Origin of the sequence: Mesorhizobium sp. C268A (assembly GCF_040324475.1) — a bacterium.
Taxonomy (GTDB): domain Bacteria; phylum Pseudomonadota; class Alphaproteobacteria; order Rhizobiales; family Rhizobiaceae; genus Mesorhizobium.
The window spans coordinates 4,085,860-4,101,530 of sequence record NZ_JAMYVX010000001.1 but is presented as its reverse complement, the minus strand read 5'-3'; the positions used below and the strand labels follow the sequence as shown (position 1 = coordinate 4,101,530).

The window sequence follows — 15,671 nt, the reverse complement described above, 5'->3', positions numbered from 1 at the left end:
GCCGAGGGGACAGTTCGTGAAGCGCTTCATCTCTATCACCGCAATTCTGCTTCTGCTCGCTCTGGTGTGCGTCGGCGTTGTCGGCTTCAACCTGTTCCGCGACAACGCTATCAAACAGTATTTCGCCACCATGAAGCCGCCGGCGACGACCGTATCGACGGTTGTCGTCAAGCCTTCCGACTGGACGCCGGGGGTCGAGGCGATCGGCACGGTACGCGCCGTGCGCGGTGTCGACCTTACCGTCGAGACCAGCGGCATCGTCAAGGACATCCTTTTCCATGCCAACCAGAAGGTGCCGGTCGATTCGGTCCTGCTGCAGCTCGACGATGCCGTCGAACGCGCGGATCTGGTCGCGGCCAAGGCGCAGTCCGTGTCCGACAAGACGGCGCTCGAACGCGCGCTGGAGCTGCAGCGGCGCGGCGTCGGAACGGATGCCACGCTCGACACCGCTCAAGCCGCTGCATCGGCCTCCGCCGCGCAGGTCAACAAGCTGCAGGCCGTGCTCGATCAGAAGCAGCTGACGGCGCCGTTCGCCGGCACCGTGGGCATCCCCAAGATCGACCTCGGCCAATATCTCTCGCCCGGCAACGCAGTGGTGACCTTGCAGGATCTGGACACCATGCGGGTCGATTTCTCGGTACCCGAACAGCAGCTGCCGCTGCTCAAGATAGGCCAGGCGGTGCGGCTCGGCCTCGGCGGCACCAGCGGCGGCGCCGACATGCCGTTTGCCGGCTCCATTCGCGGCATCGATCCCAAGATCGACGCTTCAAGCCGCCTGGTGTCCGTCCGCGGCGAGGTCGCCAACCCTGACGGCAAGCTGACGCCCGGCCAGTTCGTCCAGGTTCGCGTCGAGCTGCCGCAGGAGAAAAACATTCTGTCCTTGCCGCAGACGGCATTGACGTCGAGCCTCTATGGCGACTTCGTCTTCGTCGTCGTTCCGGCGAAGCCGGCGGAAGGCGCCCCAGCCGCGAAACCCGAGGAAAAGCCTGCTGCAGGGGCCGACGCAGCAAAGCCGGCGGCAGATGCAAAGCCGGCAGACGCGAAACCGGCTGCCGAAGACGCCGCGGCGAAGCCCGCGGACAAGCCGGCTGTCGACCCCGCGAAGCCCGCGGCAGAACCGGAAAAGCCGGCGCTCGTGCTGTCGCAGGTGTTCGTGAAGCCCGGCCGCCGCAACGACGGCATGGTCGAGATCATCGAGGGCATCAAGGCCGGTGACGAGGTCGTCACCGCCGGTCAGAACCGTCTCTTCAACGGCATGTCCGTCGCTGTCGACAACACCATTGACCCCAGCAAGTCGGCTAACCAGCAGGCTCAGCAATGAACTTTTCCGACATCTTCATTCGCCGGCCGGTCCTCTCCACCGTCCTCGCCTGCATGATCCTGCTCCTGGGTTTCCAGGGCATCTTCAACCTGTCGATCCGGCAGTATCCCAAGGTTGACGAGACGGCGATCACCATCACCACCGCCTATCCCGGCGCCAGCGCCGACCTGATCCAGGGCTTTATCTCCGCCCCGATCGCGCGGGCCGTCGCCTCGACCGAGAACATCGACTACGTCACCTCGTCCAGCCGGCCGTCTTCGAGCACTGTGGTCGTCCAGATGAAGCTCGGCTCCAATCCGGATGTCGCGCTCACCGAGGTCCTGTCGAAGGTGCAGGGCGTACGCGGCACCTTGCCGGATGCATCCAAGGATCCGGTCATCGTCAAGGGCACCGGCCAAGAGTTCGCGATGATGTACATCTCGATGCAGAATCCGAACATGAGCAAGGAGCAGCTCACCGAATATATCGAGCGCGTCGTGCGGCCCCGCATGTCGACGGTCGAAGGTGTCGCCGACGTGCAGATCTTCGGCGCCGAGGAATATTCGATGCGGGTCTGGATCGACCCGGTCAAGCTTGCTGCGCGTGGCGTCACCGCCGCCGAAGTGCTGGCGGCGATCAACAACTCCAACTTCCTGTCGGCGCCCGGCAACACCGAGAACGAATATGTCGTCTCCTCGATCACGGTTCGCTCGACGCTGCAGACGCCTGAGGCCTTTGCCGAGCTTCCGCTGCGCTCGACGGACGGCCAGGTGGTGCGCTTGCGCGACGTGGCGCGAGTCGAGCTTGCCGCCGAGAGCACCGACACGAGGGTGAGCTTCAATGGCAAGCCCGGCACCTTCCTCGCCATCTTCCCGACGCCGGCCGCCAACCCCCTGACAACGGCGGAGGCGATCCACAAGATCGTGCCTTTGATTCAAGAGACGCTGCCGAAAGGCATGACCATCGAAATCGTCTACGATTCCACCGAACAGATCAGCGCCTCGATCGATGAAGTGTTCAAGACCATCGCCGAAGCCGTCGCCATCGTCGTCGTGGTCATCCTGTTGTTCCTCGGCTCATTCCGCTCGGTGATGATGCCGATCGTGACCATCCCGCTGTCGCTGGTCGGCGTCTGCTTTCTTTTGTTTGCGGTCGGCTATTCGATCAACCTTCTGTCGCTGCTGGCCATGGTGCTGGCCATCGGCCTTGTCGTCGACGACGCTATCGTGGTGGTGGAGAACATCCATCGCCACATGGAGGAGGACCACATGTCGCCGATGCAGGCGGCCTTCAACGGCATGCGCGAGATTTTCTCCGCCATCGTGGCCATGACCATCACGCTCGCCGCCGTGTTCGCGCCGCTGGCCTTCACCGGCGGCCTGACCGGCGCGCTGTTCCGCGAGTTCGCGGTGACGCTCGCCGGTTCGGTGGTGCTGTCCGGCCTCATAGCCGTCACCATCACGCCGATGATGGCGGCGCGTCTGCTAAAGACGGGATCGCACAGTCGCTTCCAGCGCGTCGTCGACGGAACCTTCAGCCGTGTCGAGCATGTCTATGAGCGGGCGGTCACCGCCTCCTTGAGAAATCGACCGGTGACGCTGCTGATGGTCGTGGCGCTGGTTGCGCTCACCGGCTTCATGTTCACCAAGACCTCGAGCGAACTGGCGCCGGAAGAGGACCAGGGCTTCCTCTTGTCTATCGTGACGGCACCGCGCTACGCGACCTCGGACTACACCGAGACCTACGTCAACCAGATCCTCGGCCTGGTGAAGGACATTCCCGAAACCAGGGCGCAATTCTCCGCCGTTGCCTTTGGCGGCGCCACCAACGGCGCCTTTGTCGGCTTCGCCTTCAAGGATTGGGCCGAGCGCCAGCGCAACTCAAAGGAGCTTCAAGCCGATATCCAGGGACGCCTCGGCAAGGTGGCCGGCGTCGAGGCCTTCGTCTTCGCGCCGCCGACGCTGCCGGGCTCCGGCGGCGGCCTGCCGATCTCCATGGTGGTGCGCTCGACCGGTGGTTCCGCCGAGGTCTACGAGGCGGCCGAGCAGATTAAGAACAAGGCGCAGGCCTCCGGCCGCTTCATCGTCGTGCAAAACTCGATGTCCTTTGACGCTCCGCAGGTGACGGTGACCATCGACCGCGACCGCGCGGCGGCTCTCAACCTGCCGATCGCCGACATCGGCCAGACGCTGACGCTGCTGGTCGGCGGCGCCGAAGTGGCTCAGTTCGACCGCGACTCCAACAGCTACGACATCATCCCGCAGGTGCCGAAGGAATTCCGCGACAATCCCGAGAAGCTCGGCGAATATTTCGTGCGTAGCGTGACCGGCGAAATGGTGCCGCTTTCAGCGGTAGTGAAGATTTCGACCAACGCCGCGCCGGCCGCGATCGAGCAGTTCAACCAGCTGAACTCGGCGACGATATCAGCGCTGCCGCTTCCCGGCGTCACCACGGGCGACGGGCTGCAGACCCTGGAGAACCTTGCCAAGGAGAGCCTGCCCGATACCTTCTTCATCGATTATTCCGGCCAGTCCCGGCAGGAGAAGGAGCAGGGCAACACGATCCTTATCGCGTTCGCAGCCGCCGTAATCGTCATCTATCTGGTGCTGGCGGCGCAGTTCGAAAGCTTCCGCGACCCGCTGATCATCATGATGGCGGTGCCACTGTCGATCTTTGGCGCCATCGTGCCGCTCAATCTGGGGCTTGGAACGCTCAATATCTACACGCAGGTCGGCCTGATCACACTGATAGGTCTGATCACCAAGCATGGCATTCTTCTGGTCGAGTTCGCCAACCAGCAGCGCGAGCTGCATGGCATGAGGCGGCGCGATGCGATCGTCGCCTCGGCCAAGGTGCGCTTGCGGCCGATCCTGATGACGACAGCGGCGATGGCGCTCGGCGTCGTGCCGCTGATCGTGTCCAGTGGTGCTGGTGCGGCGGCGCGCTATTCGATGGGCCTCGTGATCTTCACCGGCATCCTGGTCGGAACCATGTTCACCCTGTTCGTGGTGCCGATGTTCTACACCTTCATCGCCAGCAAGGACCTGCCGCACCACGCCGAAAAGCCAGACCCGAAGCTGATGCCGGTGCACGCGGACTGAGCTGCGAACGGCGTTAGCGAACAAACGAAAAGAGGCCGGAAATTTCCGGCCTCTTTTTTGACTGGATTGATTTACCGCGAAGCTCTGATGGAGCTTCAGGCGGGAACTTGCGGTGCGGCATGACCTGGCCGGCTGCGCTGCACCATCGCTCCAAACGCAGTCTGCTACTTGACGATGACGATGCTGGTGTTGGTCGGGCCGAAGGTTTCGACCAACTGGTAGAAGTCGGCGGCATTGTCGGGATGCAGCCGCACGCAGCCATGCGACGCCGGCCGTCCCAGCCGCTTGATGGCGTTGGTCGCATGCACGGCGTAGCCGCCGCTGAAGAAGACCGAATGCGGCATCGGCGCGTTGTCGTATTTCTTCGAATGCCACATCTCGTGCATGCGGGTCGGCTTGAACGAGCCGGTCGGCGTGACATGCGCACTGTCGCCGGTCGAGACCTTCCAGGCGAAAGTCGGCCGGCCATCGACCAGCACTTCCATGGTCTGCTGCGACAGCGAAACACGCGCCACGATCTGGTTTGCCGCGGCATGGGCGGTGCTGTTGGCGGTGCCAAGCAGAAGCGCGGCGCCGCCGGCTGCGGCGGTGACGTTGATGAGTTTGGCGGAAATGGCTTTGTACATGATGGCTCCTCTTTGCCGGTCCTGCCGGCGTCAATTCGGTGGCCGCCTTATCCCCGCGCCATGTTTCAGACTGACTTCGCTGAGGCTCGTTTGTGTTTCGAATCTGTTTCCTCTGGTTAACAAGCAAGGTGGACAAGGGAAGCGTGCTCCGCCTTCGCTGCGCACTCCCGATCACGCACCGCGCCCCCAAACGAAAGTGCTGATGTCCTTATATGAAAGAAGATTGGCTTCGCTCGAAACCGACTTGCAACAAAGCGCGGCCTGGGCGGCATGATCTGGTTACAGGCTCGCGGCACAGTCATCTCAACGAGAACAGCCGGCGCCAACGAAAATGAGCATCAAATCGACCACCCTGTCCTGGCTCTTCAGGATAAGCATCGCCGCATTTGTCGTCGGCGGCATCGGCACAGTAGCCGGCACCCCGATGACGAAACTGGCGGTGATGAATTCGGGTGAGATTTCGACGCTGCATGCCGCGCTGTTCATAGCCTTGGTCTGGATTGTCTCCAGTCTGCGCATCAACCGTCTCAGGGCCCTCTGGCGGGTCGGCCTCGGGTTGAAGTGGATGCGCGGCCCCTCCGGCAACTTGCTGCCGAGAGGACCGAAGGCCCGCGTCGCAACGGGGGGCTCCGTGGGCGACGCGGGCACTTCGGGTTTATCCTGAAGCACCCGCGGTTCTGATTTTTGGGGACAACCGATGAAGACGAAATCTGCAGCCTCCGTGCTTTCGGTACTGCTCTATGCACAAGGCCTGCTCGGCTTTGCCGGTCTCGCCACGGTTCTCCTGAAGGACCGCGCGCATGCCGCCAGCGAAATCGTAGTCGCCAGCGAATTGCCGTCGGGACCATCGCTTCTGGTGGTGCGCTGACGCCTATGCATGGCGCCCGAGATTGCGCAGCTTTTTTGGGCGAGCCGAGGAACAATCCAGCCTCCCGACCCTCAGTCGGCGCGCTGCGTCGGCGGGTCGAACCGGTAGCCTGCGCCGCGTATAGTTGTGATGGTTTCGGTGTCGAGCTTGCGGCGCAGCCGCACGATGCGCGAATCGATCGAGCGGTCGAAGGCATCGGCATTTTCGGCGGGCGCCGCCGCAATGATGTCGTCGCGCGTCAGCACCTTGCGCGGGCTGGCCAGAAACAGCCTGAGCAGCGCCACCTGGCCCGGCGACAGCTGTTCTTCCGTACCCGAACGGTGCATGACGATGGCCGACCGCAAATCGACGGTGGCATTTTCCAGCACGATCAGTTCCTGGGCGGACCTGCCGCGCCGCGTCAGCAGGCCGCCGATGCGCGCGGCAAGCTCCCTGACATTGAGCGGACTTTCGACGACATCTGCGGCGCCAAGCTCGAGCGCCAGCACCTTGTCGACCAGATCGGCCGGCCGGCAGATCAGGATGAAATCCGGCCCCGCCTTCCCGTCCGCGCTCTGGCCGCCGCCATAACGCCTGAGCAGGTCCCGCCCTTCCGCCTGGCTGAGGCTGTCGCCGACGATGACGATATCGATGCCTCCGGACGAAAGCAGGGATTCAGCTTCCCAGGGCTGCCGCGCCTCGCGCACGTCATGGCCGCGCCGGTCGAGATGATCGGCAAGATCGCCGGCCACCACATCGGCGACGGAAACCAGCGCGATGACGGATCGTGCAGCCATGTTTTTCTTCCCGTTCCCCCGCAACCGGATATGAGTGCTGGACATCATGTTTATACCCAATCTACTTTCCGCTGAAAGCGGGAGCGAGGCCATAGTGCGGGCACGGATTGTCATCGTCGAGGACGAGCCCGATCTCCGGGACGCGGTCGCCGAGTATCTCGGCGCCAACGGCTACGATGTGACCCAGGCCGGAAGCGCGGCCGAGGCGCGCGCCTTGCTGGAGACGGAATCGTTTCATTTGGCCATTCTCGACATCGCCATGCCGGGCGAGGACGGACTGTCGCTCGGCCGCTGGCTGCGCTCGAAAATACCGGTCGGCATCATCTATGCCACGGCTGCCGGCACCGCACTCGACCGCATTGTCGGGCTGGAGCTTGGCGCCGACGACTACATCGTCAAGCCCTACGAGTTGCGTGAGGTGCTGGCTCGTGTGCGCAGCGTGCTGCGCCGCGTTCCGCAGCCGAGCCCGCCCCAGGCGGCGAAGACACAAGCCGATGGCGGCCGCCGCCTGACCTTCGGCCCGTTCCAGGCCGACCTCGACGGCAGGCTTGTCACCGGCGCCAACGGCGCCGTCATCGACATGGCCAAGAGCGAGTTCGATGTGCTGGAGGTTTTCCTGACCCGCGCCAACCGGCTGTTGACGCGATCGGCGATCTCCGAGGCGATTGGTTTTGTTGAGGATCCTGAATCGTCGCGCGCCGTCGACATTCGCATCATGCGGCTGCGCAAGAAGATCGAAACCGATCCGGCCAATCCGAAATTTTTGCGCACAGTGCGCGGCGAAGGCTATATCTTCTCGCTGCCGACCGGTGACGGGCACTAGAGCAATTACAGGAAAAGTGTACGCGGTTTTCCGCCCGGAATTGCGTAAAAACAAAGAGATAGAGGCTTCTCCGTTTCCGTGAAACGGTGAAACGCTCTAGCAATTCCAGGAACAGTGCGTAGCGATTTCCGTTCGGGATTGCATTGAAACATGGAGCGTTTCACCTTTTTCGTGAAATGCTCCATAGCTGCCTAATTCGACGGCCCTTTACTGATGGCTGACATGACCGCTGAACCAGCACCACGTATGGACCCGCAAGGCGCTCGCCAGAGCGCCGCGATGGCGGCTGTGCGCGTCGTCCGCCGGTTGCGCGATGCCGGCGACTGGCAGCGCGAGATGGAAACCATCCTCGAAACGCTCTGCAGCGCCATGAATTGCCAGCGCGGCATCCTGTTCAGGCTGCGCGAATTGCCCGGCCAGGGCTTCGCCCAATCGGTCGCCGCCTACTGGATCGATCCTCGCTTCGGCGGCGAACTGGCTTCGCCGACGGTGATCATGCAGTCGATCGTCGATACCGATCCGCTGCTGGAGCGGATTGGAGAGGACGAGCGGCAAGGCAAGATCTTCGCCGGCCATACGCGCGATCTCGACGGGTTCCTCAGGGCCGATTTCGAGAAGCAGCACATCAAGTCGTTCCTGTCGGTATCGGTGTTCGCGCACGGTCATCTGTGGGGCACGTTCGCGGTCAATGACTGCCTAAACGAGCGCGAATGGACCGAAGAGGAAGAGGCGACGATGCACATCATCGCGCTCGCCATCGGCGACGCCATCGAGCACTCGCCGTCCGACGCCCATGCCAGCGAAGTCATCCGCCGCACCATGCTGCAGGCGTCGCTCGACGCCATCATCGTCATCGACGAGACCGGCTCGATCATCGAATTCAATCCGGCCGCCGAAAAGATGTTCGGCTATCAGCGCAGCGACATCCTCGGCAAGGACCTGCTCGATACCGTGGTGCCGGAATATTACCGCAAGGGCTATGTCTCGGGCGCCGAATACATGTCTGGCCGCGGCGCGCCGATGGTTGGCCAACGGCTTGAGACCGTGACACAGAATGCGGCCGGCGAGGTGTTTCCCATCGAATTGACGGCGACCGAGATGCGGGTGGCTGACCGTCAGCTCATCTTCGGTTCGATCCGCGATCTGCGCGATAAGCTGCGCGCCGAAGAAGAGATCAACCGCCAGCGCGAAAAACTGCACCAGAACGAGAAGATGGCGGCGATGGGTTCACTGCTGGCCGGTGTTTCGCACGAGCTCAACAACCCGCTCGCCGTGGTCGTTGCGCAGTCGACGCTGCTGCATGAATTCGCCACCGACCCGCAGACCAAGGTTCGCGCCGAGAAAGTGCGCGCCGCTGCCGAGCGCTGCGGTCGCATCGTCAAAAGCTTCCTGTCGATGGTGCGCCTGCATCCGGCGGCGCAGGCCGAGACCGATCTCAACCAGGTGATCCGCGCCGCACTCGAAGTAACCGCCTATGGCGCACGCTCGAGCGGCATCATCATCGACACCGATTTCGCGCCCGGCCCGCTGCTGGCGATGGCCGATGCCGACCACGTCACGCAGGTGGCCGCCAATTTCCTGATCAACAGCCAACACGCTCTGGCCGGTATCGGCGGCGACCGCCTGATCAAGGTGCGGACATTCCGCAGCGATCGCGGCAACCCCGGGTTTTCGGTCGAGGACAACGGACCGGGCATTCCCGAGGCGATCCGCAGCCGCATCTTCGAATCCTATTTCACCACCAAGCCGGTCGGCGTCGGCACCGGCATCGGCCTGTCGATCTCGAAATCGATCGTCGAGCGCCACAACGGCAATATCTGGTTCGAGGAGGTGCTGCCGCGTGGCGCGCGCTTCGTCGTCCAGCTGCCGGTAATCACCGGCGGCGCGGCAGCAGCCGGCGACAGCCCGGCTCGTTCCAGCGGCTTGCGCCATGCGCTGATCATCGACGACGAACCCGACGTCGCCGGCTCCCTCTCCGACATCCTGGAACTGATGGGTATCAAGTCGCGGGTCGTGCCGGCCTGGACGTCGGCGGCGGCGACCTTGACCGGCCACATGCCGCCAGACATCGTCTTTTCCGACTTGCGCATGCCCGGCACCAGCGGCATTGCCATCTACCGCGAATTGCTCGCCGACAACCTGGCGCTGGCCAAACGCTTCGTGCTGGTCACCGGCGACCTGATCGGCGCCAAGGCCGAGATCGAAGCCTTGCCGGCGCCGCAGCGCCCGCAAATCCTGGAAAAGCCGTTCTCGACGCTGGACGTCCGCGGCGTACTCTCGGCAATAGCCGACCAGGTCGCCGCCGCCGGCTAAGTTTTCGGAAGCACCCATGTAGGGTCTATCGAGATTCGGGTCAGGCCGAGTCGAGAATGGTGGTTCCCGAGAACCGGAGCGGAGCGTACTTGAAGTACGCGAGCACCGGAAGCGCAGGGAACCTCCATGCGCAGGCCGGCCTCACCCGAATCTCGATAGACCCTAAAAAAGAGGCTCCCGACCGAGGGAAGCGGCGGGAGCCAAGAACGAGCGCGGGAGGAAGCGCTCGGGAGGTTCAGAAAACGTTGGGTGTCGTGGTCAGCGGCGCTGCGTTGGCGATCATGCGGACGGAACGCGCCTTGTGCACGCCGGACTGGGCGGCGATGACGCGCAGGCACTCCGCGCTCTCGGCGCCCCAGGCCTGACCCTGGCAGGCAAAATCGATTTCCGGCTCCGGCAGCCGGGCGGTCTTGATGGTGGTCAGCGCGCCCTGGACGACATTGGCCGGCGGGTTGAGCGAAGCGAAGGCCGGACCGGAAGCCGGTGTCAGGAACATGACGGCCAGAGCGCAGGCGCCCAGCATGGAGAACATCGCAACCGGATGGTCGCTGGCGCGCTGACGCAGTGCCAGTTTGGCGCGTCGTTCGTTGCTAGTGATCTCGACTTTCGTATGCATTGCTGCTCCCCTTCGTTTTCTTATGAAACGAACCTAAGCGCGCCTGGTAACGGGCGAATGATGCGCTTGGCTTGCCCGCGTAACAGGTTTGAAACAAGAAATTCGGGCATATCCGGACAGATCCGGTCATGTGCCGACGGCAAGATGCGTTTGCGAAGCTGTTTCATCCGGGCAATCAAATGTTGACGACAGGCGGGCCGCGAACGCACCAAGCCCGCTTCCTGTCGGCCGCACTATGAACAAGCTCACACTGCGGATCGAATTTGCGGACGCCAGGTATTTTCGTCTCGGAGCGGGCCGTGTTTGCAAGCTCGGCACGGCCAAATCCGCATGCCGGACAGCTATTTCACGCCCCCGGTTAACGCCCGGATATTCCGGGATTTTCTGGCTTTCAGCTGGTCCTGTTGTGCCGACTTGAAAAGTTGTGATTTCTACAACCCATTGCATTTCAATGTAAAATATGGTTTTATTGAATGAGTATTCAATAAAAGAAGAGCTTTTTTATGAACCCGCATCTCCGTGACGTGGCGATCCCCAATGATTGGGACCGGCGGGGTCTGCCGGGCTGGAGTTATCACTCCGACGCGCTTCTCGAACTTGAGAAGGAATACGTCTTCCGCAACCATTGGCAGATCGCCGGCCATGTCTGCGACGTGCCGAATGCCGGCGACTATCTGACTATGGACGTGGTCGGCGAGCGGGCGCTCATCGTGCGCGGCAAGGACGGCGTCGTGCGCGCCTTCAACAACATGTGCCGGCATCGCGGCAGCCGCGTCGTCGCCGACAGCCAGGGCACCTGCAAGAACGCGCTGGTCTGCCCGTTCCATGGCTGGGTCTACAATCTCGACGGCACGCTGCGCGGCGCCGCCCGGCCGCGCTCCTTCCCCGAGCTCGACAAGACCGAATTCGGCCTGATGCCGCTCGACCTTGAGATATGGATGGGCTTCATCTTTGTCCGCTTTCGCAAGGGGGGCCCGCAGCCTTCGGTGGCCGAACTGTTGAAGCCGATCGAGGCCGAGATGGCCCACTACAATGCGGCCGAGATGGTGCCGTCCTGGGGCATCTGGACACAGAAAACGCCGGTCAACTGGAAGTCGGTGCGCGACGTCGACAATGAAGGCTACCACGTCGCCATGGCGCATCCGGCGCTGCAGGATCTCTACGGCTCGACCTATTTCGATGAGCCGTTCATCAACGGCGTGTCGCGCTCGTTTGCCACCTACAATCCGCATGCCGGCCGGCGCTGGAGCGTGCGCGAATACATCAAGCTCACGCCCGATGCCTCACACCTGCCGGAGCATCTGCGCAGGGCCTGGATCTATTACGGCATCTTCCCCAACAACGCGCTGTCGATCATGCCGGAATCGGTGCAGTTCTATCAGGAGTTCCCGCTGTCGACCGGCGAGACGCTGCTGCGCGGCGCCATCTACCGCTACCCCGACGAGACCCGGGAACAGGCGGCCGCCCGCTATCTCGCCTACCGCATCGACCGCGATACCATGAACGAGGACGTGCAGCTTTCCGTCTGGTCAAACGAGTCCATGATCTCGGAGGCCTTCGAGGGTTTTTATCTCTCCGACCTCGAATACGGTGTGCGCACCCACCACGACCATCTGCGCAAGCAGATCCCGGTGCTGGGCCTGGAGACGGCGCCGGAGGAGAAGGCCATGTGGAACCTCAATGAGGCTATGCGCTCGCAGGTGTAGGGGCGGAACTGCCAGTCACCCCTGCCACACGCCCTCTTTGCGCAGATCGTCCATGGTCCGCGAAATGCCTTCGCGCAGGATCGCCACCATGTCGTCGATCTGCTCTCGCGTGATGATCAGCGGCGGCGACATCACGCACATGTTGATCAGCGGCCGGACCAGGAGGCCGAGTTCGTGGCAATGCGCGTCGATGCGCTTGCCGACATCCTTGTCGAGCTGCAGCGGATCCTTGCTTTCGCGGTCGGCTACGCACTCGACGCAGCCCATCAGGCCCATGCCGCGGACTTCGCCAACCAGCGGCAGTTCCTCCAGCGTCTTCAACTGCGCCTGGAAATAGGGCGCGACATCGCGCGTGTGGGCCAGCACGCTGTCTTCCAGGATATCGAGGTTCTTCAGCGCCACCGCGCAGCCGATGGGATGACTGGTATAGGTCAGGCCATGGCCGAACATCGCATCGGGATGGTTGGAACGGCGCATTTCCTGAAGCAGCCGCTCCGAGATGATGACGCCGCCAAGCGGGAAATAGCCTGATGTAACGCCCTTGGCGAAGGTGATCATGTCGGGGTCGATGCCGAAGCCATCGCCGGAGGCAAAGACATGGCCGAGCCGCCCGAAGCCGGTCACCACCTCATCGGAGATATAGAGGATATCGTTGTCCCTGCAGATTTCGCGAATGCGCTTGAGATAGCCATCCGGCGGCACGACGACGCCGCCGGATGCCTGCACCGGTTCGCCGACGAAAGCACCGATCTTCTCTGCGCCGACGCGGGCGACCGTATCGCGAAACTGATCGACCAGGAAATCGCAGAAGGCGGCGATGTCAATGCCTTTCGGCCGCCGGAACGGGTCTGGCGAGGACAGTTTGACGACCAGATCGTCGGCGCCGTCCATCCAGTCGCGGTCGCGCGGCCGGCCGTTGAGCGAGGCCGACAGATAGGTCGAGCCGTGATAGGCGCCGCCGCGGCTGAGGATCAGCTTCTTTTCCGGCCGCCCGCGCACATTGTTGTAAAACTGCATGAAGCGCAGTGCCGTCTCGACAGCCGACGATCCGCCGGTGGTGAAGAAGGTATGGCTGAGATCGCCCGGCGCATGATCGGCGAGGCGCTTGGCGAGCTCGGCCGACGGCGCATTCATCGTATACCAGGGCGTGTTGTAGGACAGCATCATCGCCTGGTCGTACATCACCCTGGCCAGCTCCTCGCGGCGGTGGCCGACATTGATGCACCACATGCCGGCCGGCCCGTCGATCAGTCGCTTGCCTGTTACATCGGTGATGTAGATGCCATCGCCCTCGCCAATCAGCGCACGCGCTTCATTGCCGACCGAGCCGGCATAAGGCCAGGGCTGGATGAGATGGCGCTTGGCCAGCTCGACCGCATCGCCACCGTCAGCCATTTCCATCGCTCTTAGGTCTCTTGCAGCCGCCATCATTGCCTCGCATCGTCTGAGCGTAATTTCACCGGACGGAAAGCGAAGCGCCAAGGGCAGGAAAGCCGGCTTTCTTCACTTCATTTTGAATGTCCGTTCAATCAATATTACAGAAATAGCGCTTGATTTCAATGCACGGATGCGCTCATGATGAAAGAAAGCCGGCAAGCTTGGAGCGCAACCAGCAAAGCGCGCTCCGCAAAAATTGGGAACAGGCAGCCGGCCCGGTCGATGGGAGCATCATGGCGGAACAGTTCGAGCCAGCAACCGAGATCACGCCCGGGTCGCTGCAATGACGGTAGCTGCCGAAGGGGTGCCCACGCGGCGCATGACGCGAGCAAGGCGAAACGCCCTTCTGCAGTCCGAGTCCGTCCAGGGCCTTGCCCTGATCAGCCCGACCTTGGTCTACGCTTTGATCCTGCTGCTCGTGCCGATCCTGGTGGTCTTCGCCCACTCCTTCTGGACGCAGAACTACCTCACCATCGACCATACATTCACGCTGGAGAATTATCGCATCGCGCTGACCGAGCCGATCTACCGCGATCTGCTCTGGCGCTCGCTCTACATTTCGCTGACGGTGAGCTTTTTCACCGTCATCCTCGCCTATCCGATCGCCTATTTCATTTCGTTCCATGGCGGCCGCCACAAGAGCCTGTGGCTGTTCCTGATCACCATCCCGTTCTGGACCAGCTATCTCCTGCGCGTGATGTCATGGAAAGTCATCCTCGGCTATAATGGCGTGCTGAATTCCGGCCTGATGGGCCTCGGCATCATCGACGAACCATCGACCGCGCTACTCTACAATTCCAGCGCGGTCATCATCACGCTCACACACGCCTGGGCGGCCTTCGCCATCCTGCCGATCTTCGTTTCGCTGGAAAAGGTCGACCGCACCTTGGTCGAGGCTGCCACCGATCTTGGCGACGGCCCGCTGCGCTCCTTCCTGCGCGTGACGCTGCCGCTGTCGGCGCCGGGCGTCATCTCGGCCGCTCTCATCGTCATGATCCCCACCGTCGGCGACTACGTCACCCTAAGGCTGGTCGGCGGCAAGGATGGCGTGATGATCGCCAATGCCATCGAGTCGCAGTTCCATAAGGCCTCCAACTGGCCACTCGGCGCGGCACTGTCCGTGACCACCATGCTGGTCGTGACGCTGATGGCGGGCGCCACCGTGCTCATCATCCGCGCGCTGCAGAGGCTGGCGCGATGACAGCGAGGCGGCGCCTTTTCCCCGGCGGCTGGCTGTCCGCCTACGCCCTCCTCTACGTCGTCTTTCTCTATCTGCCGGTGATCTTCCTGCCGATCTTCTCGATCAACACCGCGCCGACGCCAAAATTTCCTCTCACCGGCTATACGCTGAAATGGTACCAAGACCTGCCGAAGACGCCGGCGCTGCTTGACGCCGCCTGGAACAGCCTGATCGTCGGTATCTCGGCATCGGTGCTGGCGACGCTGCTCGGCATCCTCGCCGCCCGCTCGATCACCCGCTACCGCTATCCCGGCCGCCGCACAATCAATGGCCTGATCATGGCGCCGCTGGTGCTGCCGGAAATCATCCTCGCCATCTCCATGCTGCTGGTCATGCTGCAACTGGGCTTGAGCCTTTCGCTGTTCACCGTCGTACTCGGCCATGTCCTGATCTGCATTCCCTATTCGATGACGGTGCTGACCGCCGGTTTCGAGGGCTTCGACCGCAGCCTCGAAGAAGCCTCCGCCGATCTCGGCGAGAGTGCCTTCGGCACCTTCCGGCGGGTGACGCTGCCGATGGTGGCGCCGGCGATCATTTCCAGCCTCCTGGTCTGCTTCACCATCTCGCTCGACGAGTTCGTCATCGCTTTCTTCCTGACCGGCACCGAGACGACGCTGCCGATCTATATCTGGGGCCAGTTGCGCTTTGCCGCCAAGCTGCCGGGTGTGTTGGCGCTGGGCACGCTGCTGCTGGTTGCCTCTTTCGTTTTGATGACCGTTGCCGAGATCCTGCGCCGCCATGCGGCCAGACGCACCCAGAGCGAGGGAGGCCTCTATGCCTGAGCAGTCCCGGGCCGAACGGCCTCAGGATGAACCATCCAAGCAAGATAAGTCCGAGCGGGCCCAATCTGATCGACCCCAAACCG

At 62.7% G+C, this 15,671-nt stretch carries 13 protein-coding genes; 9 read left to right on the top strand and 4 right to left on the bottom strand.

Features of this window, described 5'->3' with window-relative positions:
- Positions 1-16: 16 nt before the first annotated feature.
- The gene (locus NKL06_RS20015) at positions 17-1,321 is read left to right on the top strand and encodes an efflux RND transporter periplasmic adaptor subunit (protein ID WP_023693711.1); all 1,305 of its coding nucleotides are present in this window, start codon (positions 17-19) and stop codon (positions 1,319-1,321) included.
- A complete protein-coding gene (locus tag NKL06_RS20010; RefSeq protein ID WP_023693710.1) occupies positions 1,318-4,401 on the top strand; it encodes an efflux RND transporter permease subunit in 3,084 nt (1,027 codons plus the stop codon). The genes NKL06_RS20015 and NKL06_RS20010 overlap by 4 nt, the downstream gene beginning before the upstream one ends.
- Before the next feature lie 164 nt (positions 4,402-4,565).
- On the opposite strand, the gene NKL06_RS20005 is transcribed toward NKL06_RS20010, so the two are convergent.
- Entirely contained in the window at positions 4,566-5,027 is a 462-nt protein-coding gene (locus NKL06_RS20005) for a L,D-transpeptidase (RefSeq protein ID WP_023683946.1), read from the bottom strand.
- 331 nt (positions 5,028-5,358) lie between these two features.
- Between NKL06_RS20005 and NKL06_RS20000 the strand changes: the two genes are divergently transcribed.
- Positions 5,359-5,691 carry a hypothetical protein gene (locus tag NKL06_RS20000; RefSeq protein ID WP_023670061.1) on the top strand — a complete coding sequence of 111 codons (333 nt, stop codon included), beginning with the start codon at positions 5,359-5,361 and terminating at the stop codon, positions 5,689-5,691.
- 33 nt (positions 5,692-5,724) lie between these two features.
- Positions 5,725-5,895 carry a hypothetical protein gene (locus NKL06_RS19995; protein ID WP_023670062.1) on the top strand — a complete coding sequence of 57 codons (171 nt, stop codon included), beginning with the start codon at positions 5,725-5,727 and terminating at the stop codon, positions 5,893-5,895.
- A gap of 71 nt (positions 5,896-5,966) precedes the next feature.
- Here the strand turns inward: NKL06_RS19995 and NKL06_RS19990 are convergent, their stop codons facing one another.
- Entirely contained in the window at positions 5,967-6,671 is a 705-nt protein-coding gene (locus tag NKL06_RS19990) for a response regulator transcription factor (RefSeq protein WP_023693709.1), read from the bottom strand.
- 94 nt (positions 6,672-6,765) lie between these two features.
- Between NKL06_RS19990 and NKL06_RS19985 the strand changes: the two genes are divergently transcribed.
- Complete coding sequence (locus NKL06_RS19985; RefSeq protein ID WP_023670064.1) at positions 6,766-7,494, top strand: response regulator; 729 nt, start codon at positions 6,766-6,768, stop codon at positions 7,492-7,494.
- Between the two features lie 222 nt (positions 7,495-7,716).
- A complete protein-coding gene (locus tag NKL06_RS19980; protein ID WP_023670065.1) occupies positions 7,717-9,807 on the top strand; it encodes a hybrid sensor histidine kinase/response regulator in 2,091 nt (696 codons plus the stop codon).
- A gap of 235 nt (positions 9,808-10,042) precedes the next feature.
- Here the strand turns inward: NKL06_RS19980 and NKL06_RS19975 are convergent, their stop codons facing one another.
- The gene (locus NKL06_RS19975) at positions 10,043-10,423 is read right to left on the bottom strand and encodes a hypothetical protein (protein ID WP_023693708.1); all 381 of its coding nucleotides are present in this window, start codon (positions 10,421-10,423) and stop codon (positions 10,043-10,045) included.
- 503 nt (positions 10,424-10,926) lie between these two features.
- Here NKL06_RS19975 and NKL06_RS19970 point away from each other — a divergent pair.
- On the top strand, positions 10,927-12,129 hold the full coding sequence (locus NKL06_RS19970; protein ID WP_023693707.1) for an aromatic ring-hydroxylating oxygenase subunit alpha: 1,203 nt from the start codon (positions 10,927-10,929) through the stop codon (positions 12,127-12,129).
- A 15-nt stretch (positions 12,130-12,144) separates the two neighbouring features.
- Here the strand turns inward: NKL06_RS19970 and NKL06_RS19965 are convergent, their stop codons facing one another.
- Complete coding sequence (locus tag NKL06_RS19965) at positions 12,145-13,557, bottom strand: aminotransferase (protein ID WP_023670068.1); 1,413 nt, start codon at positions 13,555-13,557, stop codon at positions 12,145-12,147.
- Positions 13,558-13,849: 292 nt separating this feature from the next.
- On the opposite strand from NKL06_RS19965, the gene NKL06_RS19960 reads away from it, so the two are divergent.
- Both NKL06_RS19960 and NKL06_RS19955 read left to right on the top strand, forming a co-directional pair.
- On the top strand, positions 13,850-14,767 hold the full coding sequence (locus NKL06_RS19960) for an ABC transporter permease (RefSeq protein WP_023693705.1): 918 nt from the start codon (positions 13,850-13,852) through the stop codon (positions 14,765-14,767).
- Positions 14,764-15,588: an ABC transporter permease gene (locus NKL06_RS19955; RefSeq protein ID WP_023693704.1), complete on the top strand. Its 825-nt coding sequence runs from the start codon at positions 14,764-14,766 to the stop codon at positions 15,586-15,588. The genes NKL06_RS19960 and NKL06_RS19955 overlap by 4 nt, the downstream gene beginning before the upstream one ends.
- Positions 15,589-15,671: the final 83 nt, after the last annotated feature.

Bases quoted from the DNA above. Each gene is read 5' to 3' on its own strand.
- NKL06_RS19990 (WP_023693709.1), bottom strand. From the start codon at position 6,671: ATGGCTGCACGATCCGTCATCGCGCTGGTTTCCGTCGCCGATGTGGTG.
- NKL06_RS19995 (WP_023670062.1), top strand. From the start codon at position 5,725: ATGAAGACGAAATCTGCAGCCTCCGTGCTTTCGGTACTGCTCTATGCA.
- NKL06_RS19975 (WP_023693708.1), bottom strand. From the start codon at position 10,423: ATGCATACGAAAGTCGAGATCACTAGCAACGAACGACGCGCCAAACTG.
- NKL06_RS20005 (WP_023683946.1), bottom strand. From the start codon at position 5,027: ATGTACAAAGCCATTTCCGCCAAACTCATCAACGTCACCGCCGCAGCC.
- NKL06_RS19980 (WP_023670065.1), top strand. From the start codon at position 7,717: ATGACCGCTGAACCAGCACCACGTATGGACCCGCAAGGCGCTCGCCAG.
- NKL06_RS20010 (WP_023693710.1), top strand. From the start codon at position 1,318: ATGAACTTTTCCGACATCTTCATTCGCCGGCCGGTCCTCTCCACCGTC.
- NKL06_RS19965 (WP_023670068.1), bottom strand. From the start codon at position 13,557: ATGGCGGCTGCAAGAGACCTAAGAGCGATGGAAATGGCTGACGGTGGC.
- NKL06_RS19955 (WP_023693704.1), top strand. From the start codon at position 14,764: ATGACAGCGAGGCGGCGCCTTTTCCCCGGCGGCTGGCTGTCCGCCTAC.
- NKL06_RS19970 (WP_023693707.1), top strand. From the start codon at position 10,927: ATGAACCCGCATCTCCGTGACGTGGCGATCCCCAATGATTGGGACCGG.
- NKL06_RS20000 (WP_023670061.1), top strand. From the start codon at position 5,359: ATGAGCATCAAATCGACCACCCTGTCCTGGCTCTTCAGGATAAGCATC.
- NKL06_RS19960 (WP_023693705.1), top strand. From the start codon at position 13,850: ATGACGGTAGCTGCCGAAGGGGTGCCCACGCGGCGCATGACGCGAGCA.